General features: G+C 66.2%; 19 protein-coding genes. 10 read left to right on the plus strand and 9 right to left on the minus strand.

What is annotated here, in order from left to right; all coding sequences use genetic code 11:
• Positions 1-46: 46 nt before the first annotated feature.
• Positions 47-2602: a PAS domain S-box protein gene (locus tag HY699_11900; GenBank protein MBI4516504.1), complete on the plus strand. Its 2556-nt coding sequence runs from the start codon at positions 47-49 to the stop codon at positions 2600-2602.
• A gap of 24 nt (positions 2603-2626) precedes the next feature.
• Here the strand turns inward: HY699_11900 and HY699_11905 are convergent, their stop codons facing one another.
• Positions 2627-4273 carry an AsmA family protein gene (locus tag HY699_11905; GenBank protein MBI4516505.1) on the minus strand — a complete coding sequence of 549 codons (1647 nt, stop codon included), beginning with the start codon at positions 4271-4273 and terminating at the stop codon, positions 2627-2629.
• Between the two features lie 118 nt (positions 4274-4391).
• Between HY699_11905 and HY699_11910 the strand changes: the two genes are divergently transcribed.
• The gene (locus HY699_11910) at positions 4392-5192 is read left to right on the plus strand and encodes an enoyl-CoA hydratase/isomerase family protein (protein ID MBI4516506.1); all 801 of its coding nucleotides are present in this window, start codon (positions 4392-4394) and stop codon (positions 5190-5192) included.
• A gap of 29 nt (positions 5193-5221) precedes the next feature.
• Here the strand turns inward: HY699_11910 and HY699_11915 are convergent, their stop codons facing one another.
• The 4 genes from HY699_11915 to HY699_11930 all read right to left on the minus strand — a co-directional run bounded on the left by HY699_11915 (position 5222) and on the right by HY699_11930 (position 9153).
• Complete coding sequence (locus tag HY699_11915) at positions 5222-5779, minus strand: isochorismatase family protein (protein MBI4516507.1); 558 nt, start codon at positions 5777-5779, stop codon at positions 5222-5224.
• A gap of 22 nt (positions 5780-5801) precedes the next feature.
• Positions 5802-6389, minus strand: coding sequence for a DUF4124 domain-containing protein (locus HY699_11920; protein ID MBI4516508.1), 588 nt, complete (start codon positions 6387-6389; stop codon positions 5802-5804).
• Positions 6390-6498: 109 nt separating this feature from the next.
• A complete protein-coding gene (locus HY699_11925; GenBank protein MBI4516509.1) occupies positions 6499-7638 on the minus strand; it encodes a beta-lactamase family protein in 1140 nt (379 codons plus the stop codon).
• A gap of 60 nt (positions 7639-7698) precedes the next feature.
• Complete coding sequence (locus HY699_11930; protein MBI4516510.1) at positions 7699-9153, minus strand: transglutaminase domain-containing protein; 1455 nt, start codon at positions 9151-9153, stop codon at positions 7699-7701.
• A gap of 42 nt (positions 9154-9195) precedes the next feature.
• Here HY699_11930 and HY699_11935 point away from each other — a divergent pair, with 42 nt between their 5' ends.
• Positions 9196-9696, plus strand: a complete 501-nt coding sequence (locus HY699_11935) for a Mut7-C RNAse domain-containing protein (protein ID MBI4516511.1) — start codon at positions 9196-9198, stop codon at positions 9694-9696.
• Between the two features lie 72 nt (positions 9697-9768).
• Complete coding sequence (locus tag HY699_11940; GenBank protein MBI4516512.1) at positions 9769-10035, plus strand: hypothetical protein; 267 nt, start codon at positions 9769-9771, stop codon at positions 10033-10035.
• Positions 10036-10076: 41 nt separating this feature from the next.
• Here the strand turns inward: HY699_11940 and HY699_11945 are convergent, their stop codons facing one another.
• Positions 10077-10661: a tRNA (cytidine(34)-2'-O)-methyltransferase gene (locus HY699_11945; protein ID MBI4516513.1), complete on the minus strand. Its 585-nt coding sequence runs from the start codon at positions 10659-10661 to the stop codon at positions 10077-10079.
• A gap of 109 nt (positions 10662-10770) precedes the next feature.
• Here HY699_11945 and HY699_11950 point away from each other — a divergent pair, with 109 nt between their 5' ends.
• Together HY699_11950 and HY699_11955 are read left to right on the plus strand one after the other, a co-directional pair.
• Complete coding sequence (locus tag HY699_11950; protein ID MBI4516514.1) at positions 10771-12384, plus strand: FAD-binding oxidoreductase; 1614 nt, start codon at positions 10771-10773, stop codon at positions 12382-12384.
• 173 nt (positions 12385-12557) lie between these two features.
• Positions 12558-14384, plus strand: coding sequence for an exo-alpha-sialidase (locus HY699_11955; protein MBI4516515.1), 1827 nt, complete (start codon positions 12558-12560; stop codon positions 14382-14384).
• An 18-nt stretch (positions 14385-14402) separates the two neighbouring features.
• Here HY699_11955 and HY699_11960 read toward each other — a convergent pair whose 3' ends face one another.
• The 3 genes from HY699_11960 to HY699_11970 all read right to left on the minus strand — a co-directional run bounded on the left by HY699_11960 (position 14403) and on the right by HY699_11970 (position 16467).
• Complete coding sequence (locus tag HY699_11960; protein ID MBI4516516.1) at positions 14403-15122, minus strand: CDP-diacylglycerol O-phosphatidyltransferase; 720 nt, start codon at positions 15120-15122, stop codon at positions 14403-14405.
• Positions 15123-15186: 64 nt separating this feature from the next.
• Entirely contained in the window at positions 15187-16053 is an 867-nt protein-coding gene (locus HY699_11965; GenBank protein MBI4516517.1) for an alpha/beta hydrolase, read from the minus strand.
• Between the two features lie 213 nt (positions 16054-16266).
• Positions 16267-16467 carry a cold shock domain-containing protein gene (locus tag HY699_11970; protein MBI4516518.1) on the minus strand — a complete coding sequence of 67 codons (201 nt, stop codon included), beginning with the start codon at positions 16465-16467 and terminating at the stop codon, positions 16267-16269.
• 321 nt (positions 16468-16788) lie between these two features.
• Here HY699_11970 and lptC point away from each other — a divergent pair, with 321 nt between their 5' ends.
• Genes lptC through rpoN form a run of 4 tightly spaced genes read left to right on the plus strand, consistent with a single transcriptional unit; the run spans position 16789 to position 20228 of the window.
• Positions 16789-17376, plus strand: coding sequence for an LPS export ABC transporter periplasmic protein LptC (gene lptC / locus HY699_11975; GenBank protein ID MBI4516519.1), 588 nt, complete (start codon positions 16789-16791; stop codon positions 17374-17376).
• Between the two features lie 47 nt (positions 17377-17423).
• Positions 17424-17990 (plus strand): hypothetical protein, encoded by a 567-nt coding sequence (locus HY699_11980; GenBank protein MBI4516520.1) that lies wholly within the window; start codon positions 17424-17426, stop codon positions 17988-17990.
• Entirely contained in the window at positions 17968-18732 is a 765-nt protein-coding gene (lptB, locus tag HY699_11985; GenBank protein ID MBI4516521.1) for an LPS export ABC transporter ATP-binding protein, read from the plus strand. The genes HY699_11980 and lptB overlap by 23 nt, the downstream gene beginning before the upstream one ends.
• Before the next feature lie 8 nt (positions 18733-18740).
• The gene (gene rpoN, locus HY699_11990; GenBank protein ID MBI4516522.1) at positions 18741-20228 is read left to right on the plus strand and encodes an RNA polymerase factor sigma-54; all 1488 of its coding nucleotides are present in this window, start codon (positions 18741-18743) and stop codon (positions 20226-20228) included.

Consider the following 20228-nt stretch of genomic DNA (forward strand, 5'->3'; position numbering starts at 1 on the left):
TACGCTTGCCACCGCCGGAGGCGGGTCGTAGAGTGCCGAGCGGGGCATGACGACCACGCCGCTTGTTGATCTGACAGCCGGGCTCAGAAGAGACCTCATTCAGCGGGCAGCATACCCGCTGCTGGTCTTGCGTGTGGTCGAGGGCCTGGCGTCCTGGGTACTCTTCAACGAGGTCTTCCTGGTCCACACCCGGCCCGCGCATGCCTGGCTGGTCCACTGCGGCTACCTGACCTACTTCGCCGCCAACCTGTTTGTCAGCCTACGCTACCGCTCCGGCAAGGTCTCGCGACGGTTGGTGGCGATTGACGTGCTGGCCAACCTCATCCCGCCGCTGCTGGTGATCGCGGGCGTCGGCGGTTTGGCCAACCCGGTGTTGCTGATCTTCCTCCTGAAGATGTTCAGCTACGCCTTCATCTTCGGGCCAGAGTGGGGTGCCGTCGGTATCGGGGTCGGCACCACTGGGATCGCGCTGTTGCTAGCCGTCAATCGGCTCGGCTGGTGGATCATCGCGCCGATCACGCAGGTGCCGCTCGAGACCCAACGGATGGCCACCGATCTGGTGTTGGGGCTGGTGCTGGCGATGGCCAGCGGCGGGGCGATGTACTTCCTGCGTTACGCCAGCCAACGCGAAGCCGATGCCCACCAGGAGATCGTACGGGCGCGCGAGGCGGCCGACCGCCAGCACGCCACTGCCGGTGTCACCAGTGCACTACTGGCGGTCAGCCAGGCCATCAGCCGGCTCACCCGCCTCGACGATATTCTCGCCACGGTCGTGGAAGTGGTGCCGCAAGTGCTGTCGGTCGAGTACTGTACCGTCTTTCTGTGGCGTGAGGACAGCGGCGTGTACGCGGGCGCGGCCGCGGCCGGGGTGGAGCACGACATTGCCGAACGATTCACGACCATGCGGTTGCGGCCGGAGGAGGTCCCGGACTTCGAGTGGGTGCGCCGGTTGGGCCATTGCGCCGTGGTGTCGCCGAGCGACGGGCTGCCGCCTGGGGTTCCCGCCGTCCCGACATTGCTGATCACGCCGCTGACGAGCGGCGGCCACTTCTTCGGCGTCATGCAGCTGGCCCGCCAGCGCCGGGGCGCCACCTTTACACAGAATGACCTCAAGATCGCCGACGGTGTGGCGGGCCAAACCGCGGTCGCGCTCGAACGCGCGCAATTGGTCGAAGAAAGCCGCCGGCTGGTGCGCGCGGTTGAGAGCACGGGCGAGGCCGTGCTGATAACCGATGCACGCCAGCGCGTTCACTTCGTCAACGCCGCCTTTCTGCGGACCTTTGGTTACACCCGGGAGGAAATCATCGGCCAGGATGCCGCGCGGCTCACCCAGGGCCTGTCTCCCGAATGGGTGCAGCAGCTCAACCGCGAGCTGCTGTCGCAAGGGTGGCGGGGTGAAGCAGTGGCGCGGCGACGCGACGGCAGCGAAGTGCCGATTCTGCTCGACGCCAGCCTGATTCGCGACGAGCGCGGGCGCGTGCTCGGAGCGGTGGCGCTGATCGAGGACATTTCGCAGCAAAAGCTGTTGCAGGAGCAGTTACGCCGCGCCGATCGCCTGGCCGCCAGCGGCGAGATGGCCGCCGGCATCGCCCACGAGGTCAACAATGCTCTGGTCGGCATTCTCGTCCAAACCGAGCTGGCCGACGGCGACGCACCCGCCGAGGAGTTGCGCGGCGCACTGCGCCGCGTCGAGGGCCAGGGACGGCGGATCGCCTCCATCGTGCAGGCGCTGCTCGGCTTCGCCCGCCCGCAGGCGCCCCGGCGCGAACCGGTCGAATTGCGCGCCCTCATTACCGAAACCCTGGCCTTGCTCGACCACGAGCTGCGCCGCAATGCCGTGACGGTGCGGCTCGATTGTCCCGCCGCGCTGCCGCCGGTACTGGCGGACAGCAAACAGATCGAGCAAGTGCTGGTAAACCTCTTCACCAACGCCATCCAGGCCATGGGCCGCGGCGGCGGCACGCTGAGCATCCGCGGCAACGCCGAGGACGAGCGGGTGCGCGTAGAAGTCAGCGACACCGGCCCGGGCATCACGCCGGAGAACCTCGAACGTGTTTTTGATCCCTTCTTCACCACCAAACCCGAGGGCAGCGGCCTGGGCCTGAGCGTCAGCTACGGCATCATGCGCGCCCACGACGGCGACCTGACCGCGCGCAGCGAGCCGGGCTGCGGCACGACCTTCTGCTTGCTGCTCCCCAGCGCACCCCGCGTGGCCATCAGCGGCCTGCGGGCGGCGCTGGTGGTCGACGACGACGATCAAGTTGCCGAGTCCTTGGTCAGCTTGCTGCAGCACGTCGGCTTGACGGCACAACGGGTCGCCAGCGGCACCGAGGCGCTCGCGGTGCTCCTCGACCGGCGCGATCACTTCGACGTCGTGCTGCTCGACGTGCGCTTGCCGGACATCTCGGGACCACAGGTGTTCGCCCGCTTACAGGCCGAGCGCCCGCAAGTTGCCCGCTGCGTGATCTTCGTCACCGGCGGCCTATGGCGCAGCGAAAGCCGCTTGCGCGAGCAGCTGCCGCCGCAACCCGTGCTCAGCAAGCCGTGCACGGAATCGCGGCTGCGCGAGGCGCTGAGGGCATTATCGGCTGCGCCCGCCTGAGCCCCGTGCCGCCCGCACGACGGCTCACGGCCCGAACAGGTCGCGTAGCCCGCGCTCCAGCAGGTCGCCGGCATCGGGCGCTGGCGTACCGCTCGCCGGCTTCTTGCCGCCGAGCAGCTTGCCGAGCAACTCGCCGGCCGCGCCCCGGGCCACCGCCTGTTCGAGCACGTGGGCGAGGTAGGCGGCGTCCGGGCGCGGCTTGGCCTCGCCGAGTTTCCCCTTGAGCTCGAACGGTATGGCCAACTGGCCGACATCGTTCACCAGGTAGCGGACTTCCTTGACCTGACCGATAACATCGTCGCTGAACCGCTTAGACATCAGCAGCTGTCCAGTCAGGTTGAGATCGCGATCAAAATCGAACCAGCCGGCCGCACGGACGCCGAAGTCCTCCGCAGTCGCCGTCAGGTCATTGGTCTCGGCCCGGCCGGCGGCGAGCCGGAAGGTCGCCTTCAGCTGGTCGAAGTTGGTGTCGGTGCCGCTGAACAGGCGGCTGTACTTGGGCTTGATTCGCCCGGCGATCAGCTGGGTCAATCCCGGCATACCGGCGGTTCGTTCAAGCAACTCGCTGGCTAAGTTGAAGTCGTGGATTGCGCCCCCGGCCACATCCGCGGCGACGGTGCCGGCCAGCGTTCGCAGCACGTTGGCCCCGGTACTTCCATGCAAGTCGAGCCGCAGCACCCCGTCGCCCTCGACGGAGCGCGACGGCGGCGCGCCACGCACCGCCAGCAATTGCGCGATGCTGATGCCGCGCAACTCGCCCGCCAGCTGCAGCGGCGCGCCCGCGCTCAAGCCGGATGAGCCGGTGAAGCGAAAGCTGCCGCCAAGCGCGTTGCCGCCGAGATGCTCCAACTCGGCCGCGTTCGGCGTCAAGAAGGCCTGCACCTCGAGATCATCAATCACTGCCTGTAGCCCGGTGAACGGCCCCAGCCTTCCTTTCACCGACAGCGGCACCCGTTCTCGCCGCACCAGCGGCCCGACCACGCCGGTGAGTCGGACATTCGGCGTGTCACCACCGACCGTCGCGATCAGGTCAACGCCGATCGGCCGTTCGCGGCTCACATCACGCAGCTCGAGGTTGACGTGTCGCACCGTGGTCACCGCCGGCGGCGACGACAGGCGATCGATGATGATGAGCGTGCCGCCGCGCACCGCCGCCGACTCGACCAGCAACGTGAACGGCCCACCCGCTTCGCCGCGGTAGCCGGCGGGTGCGCCGCCCGCTCTTGCCGCTAACACCACCGGACGGAAAGCCGCTCCGGCAGCGGCCCGCGGCGGCGCCGGCCCGAGGCTCTGGTAGTTCCACTGCCCAGTGGCCGACCGCACCAGCCGGATAGTGGGGGCGGCCAACACCATCCGCCCGACCTCCATCCGCCCGCGCAACAACGGCCACAGTTTCAGCCCGGCGGTCAGCTCGGCCGCTTGCAAGCACGGCTCGCTCCCGAAGGCCGCATCCTCACTCACGGTGATGTCAGTAAGTCCGATGCCGAGTCCGGCCGCCAGCCGCACTGCCATGCCGCCGACTTGCACCGGGCGGCCGGCGGCCGCCTGCACGCGGCTGAGGATGGCATCGCGGTTGGCCGCGATCAGGCGATTGAGCGACACCGCGGCGATCACCAGGCCGAGGCCCAGCACGAGAGCGAGTGCCGCCGAGGTGAGCGCCAGTTTGTGCATAGCGAGCACGGCCACGCTACGAGCCCGCGCCGCCGAAGTCAATTTGGCCGCGGTCTAATCGGCTTTTGACTGGCTCGCGGCCCGCCGCTACAACCGGCACCAGCCGAGGAGGGCACGCATGGTGTACGAGCACATCACCCTGACCCGCAGCGACGAGGGCATCGTCACTCTGACCTTCAACCGGCCGGAGACCCGCAACTCGATGACCCCCGCGATGGGGGACGAGGTGGTGGCGGCGGTCGGTGAGATTCGCGCCGACTCGCAGGCCCGCGTGTTCGTCCTCACCGGTGCGGGTAAGGCTTTCAGTTCCGGCGGTGATCTCGGCATGCTCGCCCGCGACAGCGGCGCCGCCAGTGGCGGCGGGCCGAGCATGCTCGGTGCCCCGCGCGATTTCTATGCCCGCTATCTCGCGCTCAGACAGCTGGCGATCCCCACCATCGCCGCCATCAACGGCCACGCCATCGGCGCCGGCCTCTGCATCGCACTCGCTTGTGATCTGCGCATGGCTGCCAGTGACGCGAAGATGGGGATGACCTTCGCCAAGCTGGGCATTCACCCGGGCATGGGCGCGACTTACTTCTTGCCGCGCTTGATCGGCACCGCGCGCGCGGCCGAGCTGTTCTTCACCGGTCGCGTCTTCGACGCCGCCGAGGCCGAGCGCCTCGGCGTCATCAATCGCGCCGTGCCGCGCGAGCAACTCCACGACCAGGTCATGGCGCTGGCGCGCGAGATCGCCGGTTGCGCGCCGCTGGCCGTGCGGATGACCAAGAAGGCGCTCTACCGCGGCGGCGAGCATAGCCTGGATGACATGCTCGACTTCGAAGCCCTGCAACAAGGCATCACCTTCACTACCGACGATGCCCGCGAGGGCGTGCTGGCGATCATGGAGAAACGGACCCCGAAGTTCCGCGGGGCCTGAGGCGACGCCGGCCGCTGCCGGCGGGGCGCTTACTTGATGAGCCGCTGCACCACTCTGAAATCCGGTGTCGCGGCAGTGCGCACCCATTCGAGCGCGATCATCTCGACGCTGGTGGGCACGGCCCCCGAGCCGATCATCTTGTCCCACGCCACCCGATAGTCGGCTTCGAAGCGCGAGGAAATCGCGTCGTGGGGCAGGTGGACCTGATAGCCTTGGTCCAGCAGATCGTGCACGGTCTGGTTCACACAAGCGTGAGCTTCCACGCCGCAGACTACGATCTGGCGCCGCCGCAAGGCCTCGAGTGCCGTCACAAAGCCGGCCTCGCCGCAACAGCTGAGCGAGAGCTTGGTCACCACCTCCTGGCCCGACGGGAAGACTTCGGCAACCTCTTTCATGGTATGGCCGAGCCCCTTCGGGTACTGCTCGGTAACCAGCAAGGGAATGTGCACCGCCGTGGCCACCTGCAACAAACGACGCAGGCTGCCAACCAAGGCATCGTGGCCGAAGGTGACCCCGCGATACGCTTCCTGCACGTCGATTACGACCAGGGCACTGTGTACCCGATCGAGCACGCGAGCATGAGCCATGACACCACCCGATCAGTTCTGGCTAGAACGAAACGCGAGTCGGGCACGGCACGCGTTGCGCCCGACGCGACAGCAGCGGACCGAGCACAACACCGTTGCCGACCGGCAAGCGCCCGCGGTGAATGGATCGGCCGTCCCGATCCTGCTGAAACTGGTCTTGCAAGCGCATCCGCAGCGTCCGGTGGCGCGATCGGCCACGATCGAAGGAAGTGGTGATCCAGGGCGAGTACACCGGCGCAGGTCGAAGCGGGGCGCGGTAAGCGTTGGCGATGGCCAGCGGCCCATTGATCTGGACCGCGCCGCCGGCACCGGCGCCCAGCGCCAGCCCGCGTTCGAGACCTTCGACGTAAGCATCAGCCGCCGCGCTGTAATCGTACACCACTTGCGCTTGCCGCGGTTCCTCGGGTGCTGCGGCCGGCGCCTGCGAGCAGGGGGCGCTCGGCGACGGGGCACTTTCGCTCACCACCACGCGCACGGTAGCCGCCGGCATCTCGGCTTTTCTGTTGGTGAAGTGGCGCACCCCGTGCGCGTCTTGCCATTCGATGATATCGGCGCGGCCGGCATCGGCGAGCAGCAGCACACTGAGCACGGCAATTACCCCGCACTTCATGGCCGCGGATTGTACGTGAAACGGCGCCGGCAGTCGATCGGCGGGCCGAGCACGCCGGCAGCTACTAGCCGCAGCCGCGGCCAACACTAACGTCACGGCGGCCACCGCTTCAGCGGCAGGCGCTCAGGACGGCATCGGCGAGCGCCACCTGGCGGTGGGTGTTGCTGGCGCGGTCGCGCACACCGTTGGTCAGATAGGCGTAAGCGGCACCGCGCTGCGGATCACCCCAGGCGACGGTGCTGCCGTGGCCGGAGTGACCGAAGGTACTCGGCGAGCTCAGGCTCCCGAACGGATTGCCCGCACCGCCGCCGAGGTGGAAGCCATAAGCCCAGCGCACCGGCACGCCCAGGGTCTTGTCGGGATTGGCGAACACCGCCTCAGAAGTGGCGCGCCTGATGGTCTCGGGTTGCAGCACCCGCACGCCCGCCAGCTCACCGCCGTTGAGCAGCATGACGTAGAAGCGCGCCAGCGCGCGCGCCGTGGCAATCAGGTTGGCGGCGGGGGCTTCGCAACGATACACCTCGGGGCGATTCCACAGCTCGATACCGGGCACGACCGCCTCAGCGGAGTCGGCGCCGGCCTCCGGCATCAGCGCGTGATGATGGGCGACACGCTGGTCGTATTCGGCAGGTAGCCCCAAGAAAGCCTCCCGGATGCCAAGCGGCTGCAAGAACTCCTCGCGCAAGTACTGGCCGATCTTGCGGCCGCTGACCCGGCGCACCAGCTCGCGTACCATCCAACCCCAGTTGAGCGGGTGATAACCGACCTCCTCCCCCACCGGCCAACGCGGTACTCGCTCCTCCATGGCGCGCGCGCCGGCGGCATAATCTCCCCAAAGATCCGGGGTGAACCAGCGCGGCCCGAGTGGAATGCCGACACGATGGGTGAGCACGTGGGCGATCGTGGCCGCTTGCTTGCCGTTGGCGGCGAACTCCGGCCAGTAGCGAGCCACCGGGTCGTCGAGACTCAGCTCGCCGGCTTCGGCCAGCTTGTGAATGCACATCGCACCGAACGGCTTGGACGCGGAGAACACCAAGAAGAGCGTCTCGGCCGTGACCGGCTCCCCGGTTTCGCGCCGGGCCACGCCGATGTGCCGATCGAGAACACAGCGCCCGTGCCGGAAGACGCACAATTGCGCACCGGGGTGCAGTCCCTCGGCGTGTTGGGCTTCGAATATCGCCACCACCCGGGCCAATGCGTCCGGGTCCATTTCGACGGAGCGGGGATCGACTTCGGGCAACGCAACCATGCCGAGATAGTCACCAGTCGGACGGCGAAAGTCAAAGCCCGAGTTCAACCGGCGAGGCAATCACCGGCTGCCGAGCACGTCGATGTGAACCCGGCCGATGACTTGGAGGATGGCGAATTCCTCCTCGGGCCCGCCTTGCACGAACTTGAGGTGGGTCGGATCCGCGGGGAACTGATTGAAGACGGGGTCAACGGAGACCCAGTGACCGAGCCAGACCTCGTTCCAAGCGTGGTAGTAGAAAGCACCGTCGAGGTAGACCACCCCCGCCACCACGCGCGCCGGCAAGCCGGCCGCGCGCGCCAGCGCGGCGAATAACACCGCATGCTCGTTGCAGTCGCCTTGGCGGTCAGCCAGCACTTGCAGCGCATTGGGAATGGAGGCAGTCGGGGCTTGCTTCATGTAGCCCGCGATCCACGCCAGCAGCCGGTGAACCGCGGCGAGCGCGTCGTGCTCGCCGGCCAGCGCTTCGGCGGCCGCTGACTGCACCCGCGGGTGCTCGACCTGTAGCAGCGCTGTGGCAGCCAGCTCGGCGCGATGCTCCGAAGCGACATCCGGCAGTGTGTACGACGCGGCCGCCGCCAAGTCCTCGCGGCGAATGGTCCAGATTTCCCCGCCGCGCTGCTGCCGGGCATCGGAGGGCACCTGATCGAGATCAATACCGCGCAGCCGCAGGCGTAGCTCTCTCAGCTCGCGGGGCGTGTCGATCGTGCCCACCACCGGGATTGCCACGGTGCGCACCAAGTCGAGCGCCGTGTCGCTGCTCCAGCTGCCGTGCAATGCGTCGCGGGCGTCGGTGCGCACCAGCACCAACCCCATCGGCCCCTGCTCGCGCAGGACCGTGCCGGCATCATCAATCCAGGCCGTAGTCTGAATGCCGCGAAACTCCTCGCGCACGCGCCAAGCCACCTGCCCCGGCGACCCGTTGGGCACCGGCTCGCGCTGCTCAACCGTCACCTGCACGGGCGCGTTCTTCATCGCCGAAGGATCGAAGACCGACACCTGCAACGTGCGCCCGGCGCGCAGTTCTCCGGCCGCCACGAAGTTGCGCAGGGTGGCCGGCAAGTACACCGGAGCGCTGAGCGCGAGACGCTGGGTGGAGTGCTCGGCACCGGTCGCCAGGGTCAGATCGAGCGCGTCGCCGGTGACGGTGCCGCGCACATTCAGCGTGCCCACCCCGCTGCTCAGTTCAAAGCTGAACTGTTGCAAGGCGTAATCGGCATCGGTTCGGCCGCTGACGATCGTGCGCACCGTCTGTGGGGTATCCATTACGACCAGGCGCAGGAGTGAGTGCTCCTCGACCACGAAGCCGCCGCCTTCAGCCGGCGCCGAACGGTGGTGTACATAGCCGATCTTGTGCTCCTGGTGATAGACGTTGAGCCACTCGTCGGCGGGCACGATGGCCGCCGGTGTGACGGCCACAGGCGGAGCCGGCGTCGTGCTCCAGCGCTCGCGTAGCAGCAGCCCGAGCAAGACCAGCCAGACGGCCACGATGCTGAGGCGGATGGTTCGTGCCATACTTGCTCCGCTCAGCGCCGGCCGGTTATGGTTGACCGTACGATGGCAGAATCGGCCGTTAGCTTCGCCGCCGACCGCATGCTCGGGCGTCTAGCCACTTGGCTGCGCCTGCTCGGCTTCGACACGCGATACGGGCCGCAGTGGAGCGGACGCGCGCTGTTGCGCCTGGCGCGCGATGAAGGGCGCGTGGTGCTCACCCGCGACACCCGCCTGCAAAGAGTTCGGCAAGGGCCACCGCTGCTCTTCATTGAAAGCGATCACTTCCGTGCTCAGCTGCGACAGGTACTGTCCGCCTATCAGCTCGATCCTTACACCCGGCTGATGACCCGGTGCGCACGCTGCAACGAAGCGCTGCAAGCCGTGGCCAAGGAGTCGGTCGCGCAACAAGTGCCGCCGTACGTTTACGCCACCCAGGCCGAGTTCGTGCGCTGCCCGCACTGCCGGCGCCTCTATTGGCCGGCCACGCACGCCGCGCACGTACGCGTGGAACTGGCTCACCTCGGCTATCAACCGTCTGCTGCCGACTTGCCGCCCACCTCATGATGTCTCCTTGGCACGCCGGCGCAGCTGCGGCAACCGCTCGCGCGCCAATCCACCACGCGCTAGCATGAAGCCATGAGCACCCCGCGATCGGCTGAAGCGGAGTTCATCTTCGCCAGCTGTGGCAGTTGCCGCAAAGCGGTGCTCACGCACGTGATCGAGGTCGATGCCGAGGGCCGAGAAAGCCGCCGCTGCGTCCACTGTGACGGCGAGGTGGGCGAGGACTGGCGCCTGGTCACAGCTTCTGAGCTAGGTGCGCACGGCTACGAGCTGGTGCACAACCTTGGCTGTCGAGGTGAGGGCGGTTGTGGCTCGGGCTGCGCCCCGCGCTCGCGGCACTGAGCCAATCCCGCCGAGAGCGGTGGCGCCGCGCCAGGGCTGCTTCATTCGGCCGGCAGGCGACCGAGCTGCCGCAAGGCGTCGTAAACGACGATGGCTACCGCGTTGGCAAGGTTGAGGCTGCGCACGTGCGGGCTGAAGATCGGGATGGTGAAGGTCGAGTCGGCGTGGGCGGCGAGCAGCACCCGGGGCAAGCCCCTAGTTTCACCACCAAACACCAGGTGTTCACCAGGCGCGTGTGTCACCGCCAGGTACGATCGCGGCGCGCGCGCCGAGAAGTAGATCAGGCGGTCGCCGCCGTGGACGGCGTCAAAGGCCTGCCAATCGGGGTAAACGCGCAGATCGACGTGCGGCCAGTAATCCAGCCCCGCACGCTTGAGGTAACGATCTTCGAGCGAGAAGCCGAGCGGCCCGACCAGGTGCAAGCGCACGCGCGTGGCGGCGCACAGTCGGGCGATGCTGCCCGTGTTGGGTGGGATTTCCGGCTGCACCAGGACCACGTGCAGCACCGGTTCAGCCGCAGGCGATGGCGGGCTCGGGGTCACAGCCGTGCAGCGTGTTCCGGAGCCTGCGATAGATCGCTGCAGGCAGCTTGGCGGCCGGGGGCGTACACAGTGGCACCATAGCATGGGTCTGCTCCTGCCGGCCATCGAGCCACTCGGCCGGCGCCGCCGCGCCCGTCGGCTTGTTTCGCAAGCCAGCACGGGGCTAAGCTGCCGGCGCTCGAGGGAGGTATTCATGGCGGCACGGCGGCGCAAGTTTTGGGGCTGGGGCTGGGAAGACGAGGGCATATCCCCGCAGCAGCAGGAATACCTCGCGCAACTGTTGGTGGCGCGCTTCCAGCTTCCCGGGGTGTCGTTGGTGGCGCCGCCGCGGATCGAGGAGATCGCACTGCGGCCGCCGCGGCTGACACCGCCGGTCGCGCTCGCCGACATCTGCTCCACCACTGCGCACGACCGTGCCGGCCACAGTTACGGCAAGGCCTTCCGCGATGTGGTGCGCGCGTTCCGCCGCGATTACTCCGATCCGATCGATGTTGTGGTGTTTCCCCGCAACGAAGCGGAGATTGCCGCGACCTTGGATTGGTGCACGAGCGCACGCGCGGCAGCGATTCCGTACGGGGGCGGGTCGAGTGTGGTCGGCGGGGTTGAGCCGCGTATCGGCTCGGCCTATCGCGGGGCGGTTGCCATCGATCTGGCCCGTCTCGATCGCGTGCTCGAGATCGACCGCGTCTCGCGCGCGGCGCGCATTCAAGCCGGCGTCATGGGACCGGCCCTGGAAGACCAGCTGCGACCACACGGGCTGACACTGCGGCACTTCCCGCAGTCATTCGAGTTTTCAGCGCTGGGGGGGTGGATCGCCACGCGCTCGGGCGGGCACTATGCCACCCTCTACACCCACATCGACGAGTTCGTGGAATCACTGCGGGTGCTGACACCCACCGGGGCAGTCGAGTCGCGCCGCTTGCCCGGATCGGGTGCCGGGCCGAGCCCCGACCGCTTGTTCATCGGCTCCGAAGGGATTCTCGGCATTATCACGGAGGCCTGGATGCGGTTGCAGGAACGGCCACGCTTTCGCGCCTCGGCGTCGGTAACCTTCCCGGATTTCATCGCGGGCGCGCAGGCCGTGCGGGCAATCAGCCAGGCCGGCTTGTATCCGTCCAACTGCCGGCTGCTCGATCCCGCCGAGGCGATGACCGCCGGTGCCGGCGATGGCAGCGCTGCGGTACTGGTGCTCGCTTTTGAGTCGGCGGACCACACTCTTGATGGGTGGATGGCGCGGGCGCTGGAGTGTTGCCGCGACCATGGCGGGGAGGTGCCGGCGGGGGCCGGCAAGACCCGCACCGACGAAGGTGCCGGTCGTGAAGGCGCCGCCGGGGCCTGGCGGCAGGCGTTTCTCAGTGCCCCCTACTTGCGCGATGCGCTGGTGGCCATGGGGATGATCACCGACACCTTCGAAACCGCCATCACCTGGGAGCGCTTCGAGCAGTTTCACGCCGGCGTAATGGCGGAGGTAACCGCGGCCATCACTCGCATCTGTGGCAGCGGGCAGCTGGCCTGCCGATTCACCCATACCTACCCCGATGGCTCGGCGCCCTACTACTCGGTAATCGCCCCGGGCAAGCCCAACAGTCAGCTGGAGCAATGGGATGAGATCAAGGCTGCGGCCGCCGAGGTGGTGCTCAGGCTCGGTGGGACGATCACTCACCACCACGCGATCGGCCGCGATCATCGCCGCTGGTACGACCGCCAGCGTCCGGACGGTTTTGCCCGGGCGCTCGTCGCCGCGAAGGCCGCGCTCGATCCCGCCGGCATTCTCAACCCCGGTGTCTTGATCGATCCACGGCGATAACTGGTCAGGTCGCCCGCGGGTCAGGCGCGCGGTAACAAAGAGAGAGTGGGCACTACTGCCCAGCCGCCGAATTTTGTGCTATGAGAGCGCCACAGTTGATCAGTTGGCATCGTGCTGTACCCGTAAACGAGGCGTGCCCGGGAGGGTGTGCTTGGCAGAAAGGAGTAGCGACGATGAAGACCGCATTTCGTGCAACCTTGTTGCTCGCCGGAGCTGCCGTGGCTGTCGGCGGATTGAGCCTGGTGCCACAATTGGGGCGCTCGGCGCCAAGCGCCAACAACGTGATTGCCCGCGAACTAGCCATCGAGCTGGGACAGGCCGCGCGGCTGCACCACCAGCGGCCGCTCTCGTCCGGCCCGGTGTACGCGGCGCTGCAAGGAACCGGGGAACTGGCCAGACGCGCAGCGGCAGCAGCACCGCAGGCGCTCTCTGAGGCATTCGTGGCACCGCCACCGATAACCCAAGGCTGCCAGAACAGCTTCGGCGGCGGGCAAAACATCCGCGTTAATCAGGACTGCTCCCTGCGGCGGCAGGCGGAGGAAGTGATCGCGGTGAACCCAGCCAACCAGCTCAATCTCATTGCCGGTCAGAACGACTCGCGCATTGGGTTCAACCATTGTGGTTACGACTGGTCTCTGGACGGCGGGCTCACATGGGGCGATCTCGTTCCGCCCTTCTACCAGTTCCAAATGCTCGACGGCCACGTTGCCGACGTCTGTTCCGATCCGACTGCTACCTTCGACAGACTCGGCAACGCTTACATCGCCGGTATTCTGTTTGACATTGCTTCCCCCGCCAGCGCCCTAGTCGTGGCGAAATCCAACGCCGGCATTGGCGGCCGGTATTTTCACAGCCCCCAGCCGGTACCGTTCCAGAATTATCGCACCGACCCACTCGGTGTGGTGGCCAACGATCTCAGCGCCGACGTCTTCAACGACAAGGAGTTCATCGTGGCCGACGCCAGTCCGATAAGCCCGAAGACCGGCAACGTCTACGTGGCGTGGACGCGGTTTCTCTTCATGACCGGCTCCGGTGTAGGCGCACACAGCCCGATCTACTTCAGTCAGTCGACCGACGGCGGCGCCACCTGGTCGCCGGGCATCGAGATCAGCGGCGCCAACCCGGCCATTTGTTCGCTTTGGAGCGCCGAGCCTGATCCGAATGCGTGCGATCAAAACCAGGGGCCGCACCCGATCGTGGGGCGGGACGGCGCGGTGTACGTCGCATTCAACAACGGCAACACACCGGCTCTCGGGATCAACCAGTACCTCATCACCTCGTGTCCGCCGACGGCAGATTGCAGCAACGTGGCGAGTTGGACGACGCCGGTTAAGATTGCGGACGATATCGGCACCCAGCCCATTGGCCCCGACGCCGCCACGGGATGTCCGGCTGGCCGGCAGTGTCTGCCGCCCAACGGCTATCGTGTCACCGGTGCCACCGCCGGCTCACTGTCGATTGACCGCAACGACTTCCTCTATTTGGCGTGGGCGGATTACCGCAATGGCGGTGGTACCTGCCCGCCGCTGGGCAATGCCGCGACCGCAACCCCGCCTTGCGACAATGACGTCTTCTACGCCTTCTCGACCGACGGCGGCGCCACCTGGAGCGCGCCGCGCAACATCACTCCAGCGTCGCGCTTCGGCGCCAACGCCCAGTGGCAGCCGTGGAGCGCGGTGTCACCGAACGGCGCCAAGCTCTGGGTGGGGTACTACGACCGCTCTTACGACGGCTGCGAGGCCTTAGGCTGTAACGACATCACGCTGGCGAAGGTAGCGATGCCCGCTTCCGGAGCACCCACCTACACCTACACGCGGGTGACCACGGCCTCGATGCCGAATCTGGTGGTGGCGAACAACCCGCTGCAAGCGGGCTTTCTCGGCGACTACATCTGGGTCACGGTGGACAAACGAGGCCGGCCGTACATCGTCTGGGCTGACACCCGCGGCCTCGGCGGCACGGTGGAAGAGGACATTTACTTCCGCCCGCCGCCCAGCTGATAGCGGGCGGCGGATACGCTATGGCTGGTCGCTGCCTCGGTTCTGCAAGTGGATGTGAATCGAGGCCACGAAGTAGTAGATCGGGAAGTACAGCGATACAGCCGCCAGCAGCCTTGAAGGCAGCGGAAACTGTAGCAGCAGGACTGCTACCAGCAGACCCCACGCGATGCCGAGGGCGTAGGTGCGCTTGCGCGCCACAGACGAGCGGCTGGGGTATAAGTAGCGAATCGGCACGAACACCAAGACGGTGAGGACAAGCAGGGCGGCCACGTTGAACCACGGCGGGGTCCGCAGCGCATACAGGTAAAAGACGACAATGTTCCAGTACGACGGGAAGCCAGTGAAGAAGTGATCGGGGGTCTTGGCCTCGGATTGGCAGAAGCCATACCCGCTGGCCAGCAACGGTGCGCTGCCGATGACCAGCCCGGCCCAACCGGTCGGGATCAGCCCGGCCTGATAGGCGAGCACGATCGGCACTACGACGTAGTTGAGGTAATCTACGATATCGTCCAGCTTCGCCCCGTCGAAATGCGGTAGCACCTGCTTTACGCCCACTCGGCGAGCCAAGGCCCCGTCCGTTGCATCGACAACCGTGGCGATGGCCATCCACAGGAAAGCGAGGCCGAAGTTGCCGCGACCGGAAGCCTCCAGTGCCAGCAACCCCAACGGCGCCCCCAGCCCGGTGTAGAGGTGAACGCCCCAAGCCGCAACCGTGCGCGCCGTGCTCGCTGTGTTCATGGTAACTCGCAGCCCCGGCGGTACTTCCTAAACACCGCCGTGTGCGCTCCTATCAGTACACGGGTCAGCGACGCAAGAAGTTGCGGATGGCTCGCTCGACGGCGTCGGGGCGCTCCATCGGGACGAAATGGCTGGTACGGGCGATGGTCTTGACCGAGGCGCTGGGCAAAACGGTGGCGATCCTGGCTGCACTGGCCAAGGGGAAAGCCTCGCTATTCTCGCCCCGCAGTACCAACAGCGGAATCGTGATCTTCGGCAAGAATCCCCATCCGTCCAGGCTGGCAGCCTCATCGAACACCTGGCCCTCGACCTCCCCCGGGCACTTCAGCTCCACGTGCCCGTCGGGACGCAACACGGTGCCCTCCTCGATGTACGCCCAGAGCACGTCTTCGCGCCAGGTATTGAAGGGCGCGCGCGTGCGGTAAGAGTGAAACATCGAGGTGCGGCTCTCCCAGATCATCCGCCGCTTGCGCGCCCGCTGAGCCAACGGATTATGGAAGACTTGGCCGGCCTCTAACTTGGGGACTAGAATCGGATCTATCAGAATCGCCCGAGCAATCGCACCCGGGTGATGCGCGGCACAATGGGCGATGGCGGTTGCCCCGGCCGAGTGCCCGACGGCTACGATGCGCTGTAAGCCAAGGGCTTCCAGGAAACCGTGCAGGTCGTTGCCGAAGTGATCCCAGGTATAGCCGCTCTCCGGCTTATTGCTGTCACCATGGCCGCGTTGGTCGAGGGCGACGACGCGAAATGTCTGACTGAGCAATTGGGCGATCGGCTTCCATACGTAACCATGGAAGCCAGTGCCGTGCACTAATACGATAGTCGGGCCGCTGCTTTCCCACTCGAAGTAGTGCAGCCGGATACGATCGACGTTGACGAAACGGTGCTGTGGGACCGCGCCGAGCAGCGCGTCACGGCGGGCAATCATCGCGGTTCAGTTCCTGTTCCAGTTATCTAATTTGGGGATGCTGCTACGGGCACCGCCGGCGCGCCCGAGGCGCGGCCGCCGCCACACGAGAAGATCCTGCTTGCTGATAGCAAGCGCCTGGCGCTGCGGCAAGGCAAGCCGGCGAAAAAACCAAGTCCCCGGCCGGTAGCCGGCCGGGGGCTTGGGTGCGCGCCGAGGGCTCTTCAGTTCGTATTAGAGCTTAGCCACGTTGGTGGCTTGCAGGCCTTTGGGCCCTTGCGTGATCTCAAACTCGACCCGCTGGCCCTCGTCCAACGTGCGGAACCCTTGGCCCAGAATGGCCGAGTAGTGGACAAACACATCCTGCCCATCATCTTTGGTGATGAACCCGTAACCCTTCTGACCATTGAACCATTTCACCGTACCCTGCGGCATGGGCACCCCCTCCTTTCTGCTATCTGTCTCTTATGATTTTGTTTGAGGGAAAGCCCAGACGAAAGGCCGTTTCGGAGGATGCCGAACACGCTGGCGAGGAGTCAGCTGCCACCACTTTGTACCCACAGAGTTCAGGAACCTTCGCCCCCAATTCGAGGCGCATATAGCATGCGCCTTGGCTAGGTAGCAATAGAAAATTTTTCCGTTTGGCAGCCCTGCCTTATGCGCGCCGAAAGGCGGCCAGTGCGTCACCCGCCTTTACTCCCCCGACAGGCGATGGTATTTTTCTTGCTCTGAGCCGGCGGCCCGTCTGTCAGTGTGATGAAGAAGCGTCTGCGCATTGCTCTGATTGGGGTCATCGCGGTGCTGCTCGGGGGCATTGTGGTGCTGGTGGCCCGCAGCCTCCAGCGCCAATGGCGCCAAGAAGCGGCCCAGGGCGGGTTGGACCTGCTACCGCAAGTGGCCCAACGAATTCAGGACTTTCACCGGATTAAGACCGAGGACGGACGCACGGTGTGGGAAGTGGCGGCACGCGAAGCTCAGTATCACGAGGACGAGCACGAATTCGTCGTGCTCGAACCACTGGTGCGCCTGTATCTCAAAGACGGACGCCCCGTCGGCCTCAGCGGCCACGAAGGACACGTCAAACTAGAAGGCCGGGAGCTGCGTGAGGTTGAGGTCACCGGCGGCATCGAGCTGCGGTTTGCCGATTACACGGTGCGCACCGATCGCGCCCGCTATCAACACGGCAGCGACACGATCTCCGCTCCCGCGCCGGTCGAGATCAAAGGTGGCGCGCTGGAGTTGCGCGGGGAGCAAATGGAGTTCGAGGTCAAAGCCCAGCGCTTGCGGCTCTTCCGCAATGTCACGATGATCCTGCGGCCAGTGCCGAGCGAGGAGACCAAGTGAGGCTTGGGCCATCGCGCCGCCGGTGGCTCGCGGCACTTGCGCCGCTCATGAGCGTTGCGCTCTGGGCAACGGCGTCGGTGGCTGCGGCCACCGAGCCGGCGGGCAAGTCGGGTGCGGCGGACTGGGCCCGCTCCGGGCTGCTGGGAGATTTCTCGCTGGGCTCCAGTCGCGCTCCTATTCGCATCAGCGCCGACATGCTCGAGTTCGATTACAAGCGCCGCGTGGTGGTTTACCGTGGCGGCGTCGAGGTGACGCAAGGCGATTTGATGCTGCGCAGTACCACACTGACCGTACGTTTCGACGAGCGCGCCCCCGAGCGCGAGAAGCTCAAGGAGATCGTGGCCGAGGGCGAGGTGCGGATCGGCAAGGGCACCCGCTTTGCCACCGGCGGCCGCGCCGTGTTCGATCAGGCGGCGCGAACAGTGGTGCTGAGCCAGGACGCGGTCCTCCACGACGGCGAGAACCGGGTCGCCGGGCAGCGAGTTGTGGTGTTTCTGGACGAGGGACGCAGCGTGGTCGAGGGCGGCGACGAGCGCGTGCACGCGGTGCTGGCGCCGCCCGCGCACGACGACCAGAGCACGGGGAACAGCAGTGGCGCAGAACGGGCAAAGTAACGGCGACCAGCGCCAACCGGCAGGCGCACTTGGCGCGCAGCATCTGTGCAAGCGGCTGGGCGGGCGCCAAATCCTGCGCGACGTCAGCGTCAACGTGCGCGCTGGAGAAGTGGTCGGCTTGCTCGGTCCAAACGGCGCGGGAAAGACTACCACTTTTTACGCCATCGTCGGCCTCATCCGCCCCGATAGCGGCGCCATCGTGCTCAACGGTAACGACGTGACCCGCGAACCGATGTACCAGCGCGCGCGCCGGGGCATCAGCTACCTGCCGCAAGAGCCCTCGGTGTTCCGCAAGCTGACCGTGGAGGACAACATCCGCGCCATCTTGGAAACGCTGCCCCTGAGCCACGAGGAACGCAACGAGCGCCTGGCCGAACTGCTCGAAGAGCTCAGCATCGCCCACCTCGCCAAGAACAAGGCGTTCTCCCTCTCCGGCGGCGAGCGCCGCCGCGTGGAGATCACCCGCGCCTTGGTTACCTCGCCCGGCTTCATGTTGCTCGACGAGCCCTTCGCCGGTATCGATCCCATCGCGGTACTGGACATTCAGAACATTGTGGGTCAACTAAGAGAGCGGGGCATTGGCGTGTTGATCACCGACCACAACGTGCGCGAAACTCTCGGCATCTGCGACCGGGCGTACATCCTCAACGCCGGCACTATCCTCGAAGAGGGCACACCCGACGCCATCGCCAACAGCCCCGTGGCTCGCGAATTCTACCTCGGTCAACGCTTCACCCTGTAGGTAGTGCTATGGCTCTGGAAACCCGCCTGTACCAAAAGCTGAGTCAGCAACTGGTCATGACGCCCCAGCTGCGCCAGGCCATCAAGATTCTGCAAGTCTCACGTGCCGAACTCGAAGAGCTGATCGACCAGGAACTCACCGAGAATCCCACCCTGGAAGAAGAGATCGGGGCGGAAGTGGAGCCGGAGCGCCCGCGCACAGAGGAAAACCTCGACCCCGCGCCGGCCGACGACGTCGAGTCGTGGTCCGAACCGACCGAACCCAGTCGCGAGACCACCGCCGAAATCGAGCCCGAGAACCAGTCCAACGAGATCGACTGGAAGGAATACCTCGAAAACTACCGCAACGACTGGCAGGGCGCGACCGCGACCCCGGCCGACTATGACGAGGACAAGCGCCCGTCGCTGGAAAACACCCTGGTGCGCACGACCTCGTTGACCGAACACCTCATCTGGCAACTGCGCATGGTCGGGCTCAGCCCGGTCGAAGAGTCGGTGGCGGCCCTCATGATCGGCAACATCGACGAGGCCGGCTACTTGCGCGTGCCGGTCGAAGACATTGCCTTCCAGAGCGGGCAGGACCTCGAGCTGGTCGAGCACGTGCTCGAGAGCATCCAGGAGTTGGACCCGCCCGGTATCGGCGCCCGCGATCTGCGCGAGTGCTTGTTGCTCCAGCTGCGCGTCGAGGGCCTGGCCGACTCGGTCGCCGCCGCGGTGGTGGCCGACCACTTGCTGCTGCTCGAAAACAAGCGCTACGACAAGATCGCCAAGGAGCTCAACGTCTCGATCGAGGAGGTGGTGGCCGCCGCCAACACCATCGCCACCCTCGAACCCAAACCCGGCCGCAATTTCGGCGGCGGCGACACCCGTTACATCACCCCCGATGTGACGGTGCAGAAGGTCGACGGTGACTTCGTCGTTACCCTCAACGAGGAAGGCTTGCCGCGCTTGCGCGTCAGCTCCTTCTACCGCAGCGTGCTCGGCAACGACGAAACCACCGAGGCCAAACGCTACATTCAAGAAAAGATGCGCGCCGCCGCCTGGCTGATCAAGAGCATCCATCAGCGCCAGCGCACCTTGTTCATGGTCACCAGCAGCATCGTCAAATTCCAACGCGACTTCCTCGATCGCGGCATCGCTTACCTCAAGCCGCTCGTGCTCAAAGACGTCGCCATGGACATCGGTATGCACGAGTCCACCGTCAGCCGCGCCACCGCCAACAAGTACGTGCATACACCGCAAGGCATTTATGAGTTGAAGTTCTTCTTTACTTCGAGCCTCAATCGCAGCGACGGCGGCGAGGACGTGTCCGCCGAGAGCGTCAAGGAGCGGATTCGCACCATCATCTCCGCCGAGGATCAGCGCCGGCCCTTCAGCGACCAACACATCGCCCAGGTGTTGGCCAAAGAGGGCGTCGACATTGCCCGCCGCACGGTGGCCAAGTACCGCGAGATGATGGCCATCCTGCCGTCCTCGAAGCGGCGGCAAGTGTACTAA

The organism is Deltaproteobacteria bacterium (assembly GCA_016210005.1).
Taxonomy (GTDB): domain Bacteria; phylum Desulfobacterota; class Binatia; order HRBIN30; family JACQVA1; genus JACQVA1.

Coding starts and splice junctions, on each gene's coding strand:
- HY699_11980 (MBI4516520.1), top strand. CDS start 17,424: ATGAGCGTTGCGCTCTGGGCAACGGCGTCGGTGGCTGCGGCCACCGAG.
- HY699_11900 (MBI4516504.1), top strand. CDS start 47: ATGACGACCACGCCGCTTGTTGATCTGACAGCCGGGCTCAGAAGAGAC.
- HY699_11915 (MBI4516507.1), bottom strand. CDS start 5,779: ATGGCTCATGCTCGCGTGCTCGATCGGGTACACAGTGCCCTGGTCGTA.
- HY699_11905 (MBI4516505.1), bottom strand. CDS start 4,273: ATGCACAAACTGGCGCTCACCTCGGCGGCACTCGCTCTCGTGCTGGGC.
- HY699_11965 (MBI4516517.1), bottom strand. CDS start 16,053: ATGATTGCCCGCCGTGACGCGCTGCTCGGCGCGGTCCCACAGCACCGT.
- lptC (MBI4516519.1), top strand. CDS start 16,789: ATGAAGAAGCGTCTGCGCATTGCTCTGATTGGGGTCATCGCGGTGCTG.
- HY699_11930 (MBI4516510.1), bottom strand. CDS start 9,153: ATGGCACGAACCATCCGCCTCAGCATCGTGGCCGTCTGGCTGGTCTTG.
- HY699_11960 (MBI4516516.1), bottom strand. CDS start 15,122: ATGAACACAGCGAGCACGGCGCGCACGGTTGCGGCTTGGGGCGTTCAC.
- HY699_11950 (MBI4516514.1), top strand. CDS start 10,771: ATGGCGGCACGGCGGCGCAAGTTTTGGGGCTGGGGCTGGGAAGACGAG.
- HY699_11920 (MBI4516508.1), bottom strand. CDS start 6,389: ATGAAGTGCGGGGTAATTGCCGTGCTCAGTGTGCTGCTGCTCGCCGAT.
- HY699_11935 (MBI4516511.1), top strand. CDS start 9,196: ATGGCAGAATCGGCCGTTAGCTTCGCCGCCGACCGCATGCTCGGGCGT.
- HY699_11970 (MBI4516518.1), bottom strand. CDS start 16,467: ATGCCGCAGGGTACGGTGAAATGGTTCAATGGTCAGAAGGGTTACGGG.
- HY699_11940 (MBI4516512.1), top strand. CDS start 9,769: ATGAGCACCCCGCGATCGGCTGAAGCGGAGTTCATCTTCGCCAGCTGT.
- HY699_11910 (MBI4516506.1), top strand. CDS start 4,392: ATGGTGTACGAGCACATCACCCTGACCCGCAGCGACGAGGGCATCGTC.
- rpoN (MBI4516522.1), top strand. CDS start 18,741: ATGGCTCTGGAAACCCGCCTGTACCAAAAGCTGAGTCAGCAACTGGTC.
- HY699_11925 (MBI4516509.1), bottom strand. CDS start 7,638: ATGGTTGCGTTGCCCGAAGTCGATCCCCGCTCCGTCGAAATGGACCCG.
- HY699_11945 (MBI4516513.1), bottom strand. CDS start 10,661: ATGCTATGGTGCCACTGTGTACGCCCCCGGCCGCCAAGCTGCCTGCAG.
- HY699_11955 (MBI4516515.1), top strand. CDS start 12,558: ATGAAGACCGCATTTCGTGCAACCTTGTTGCTCGCCGGAGCTGCCGTG.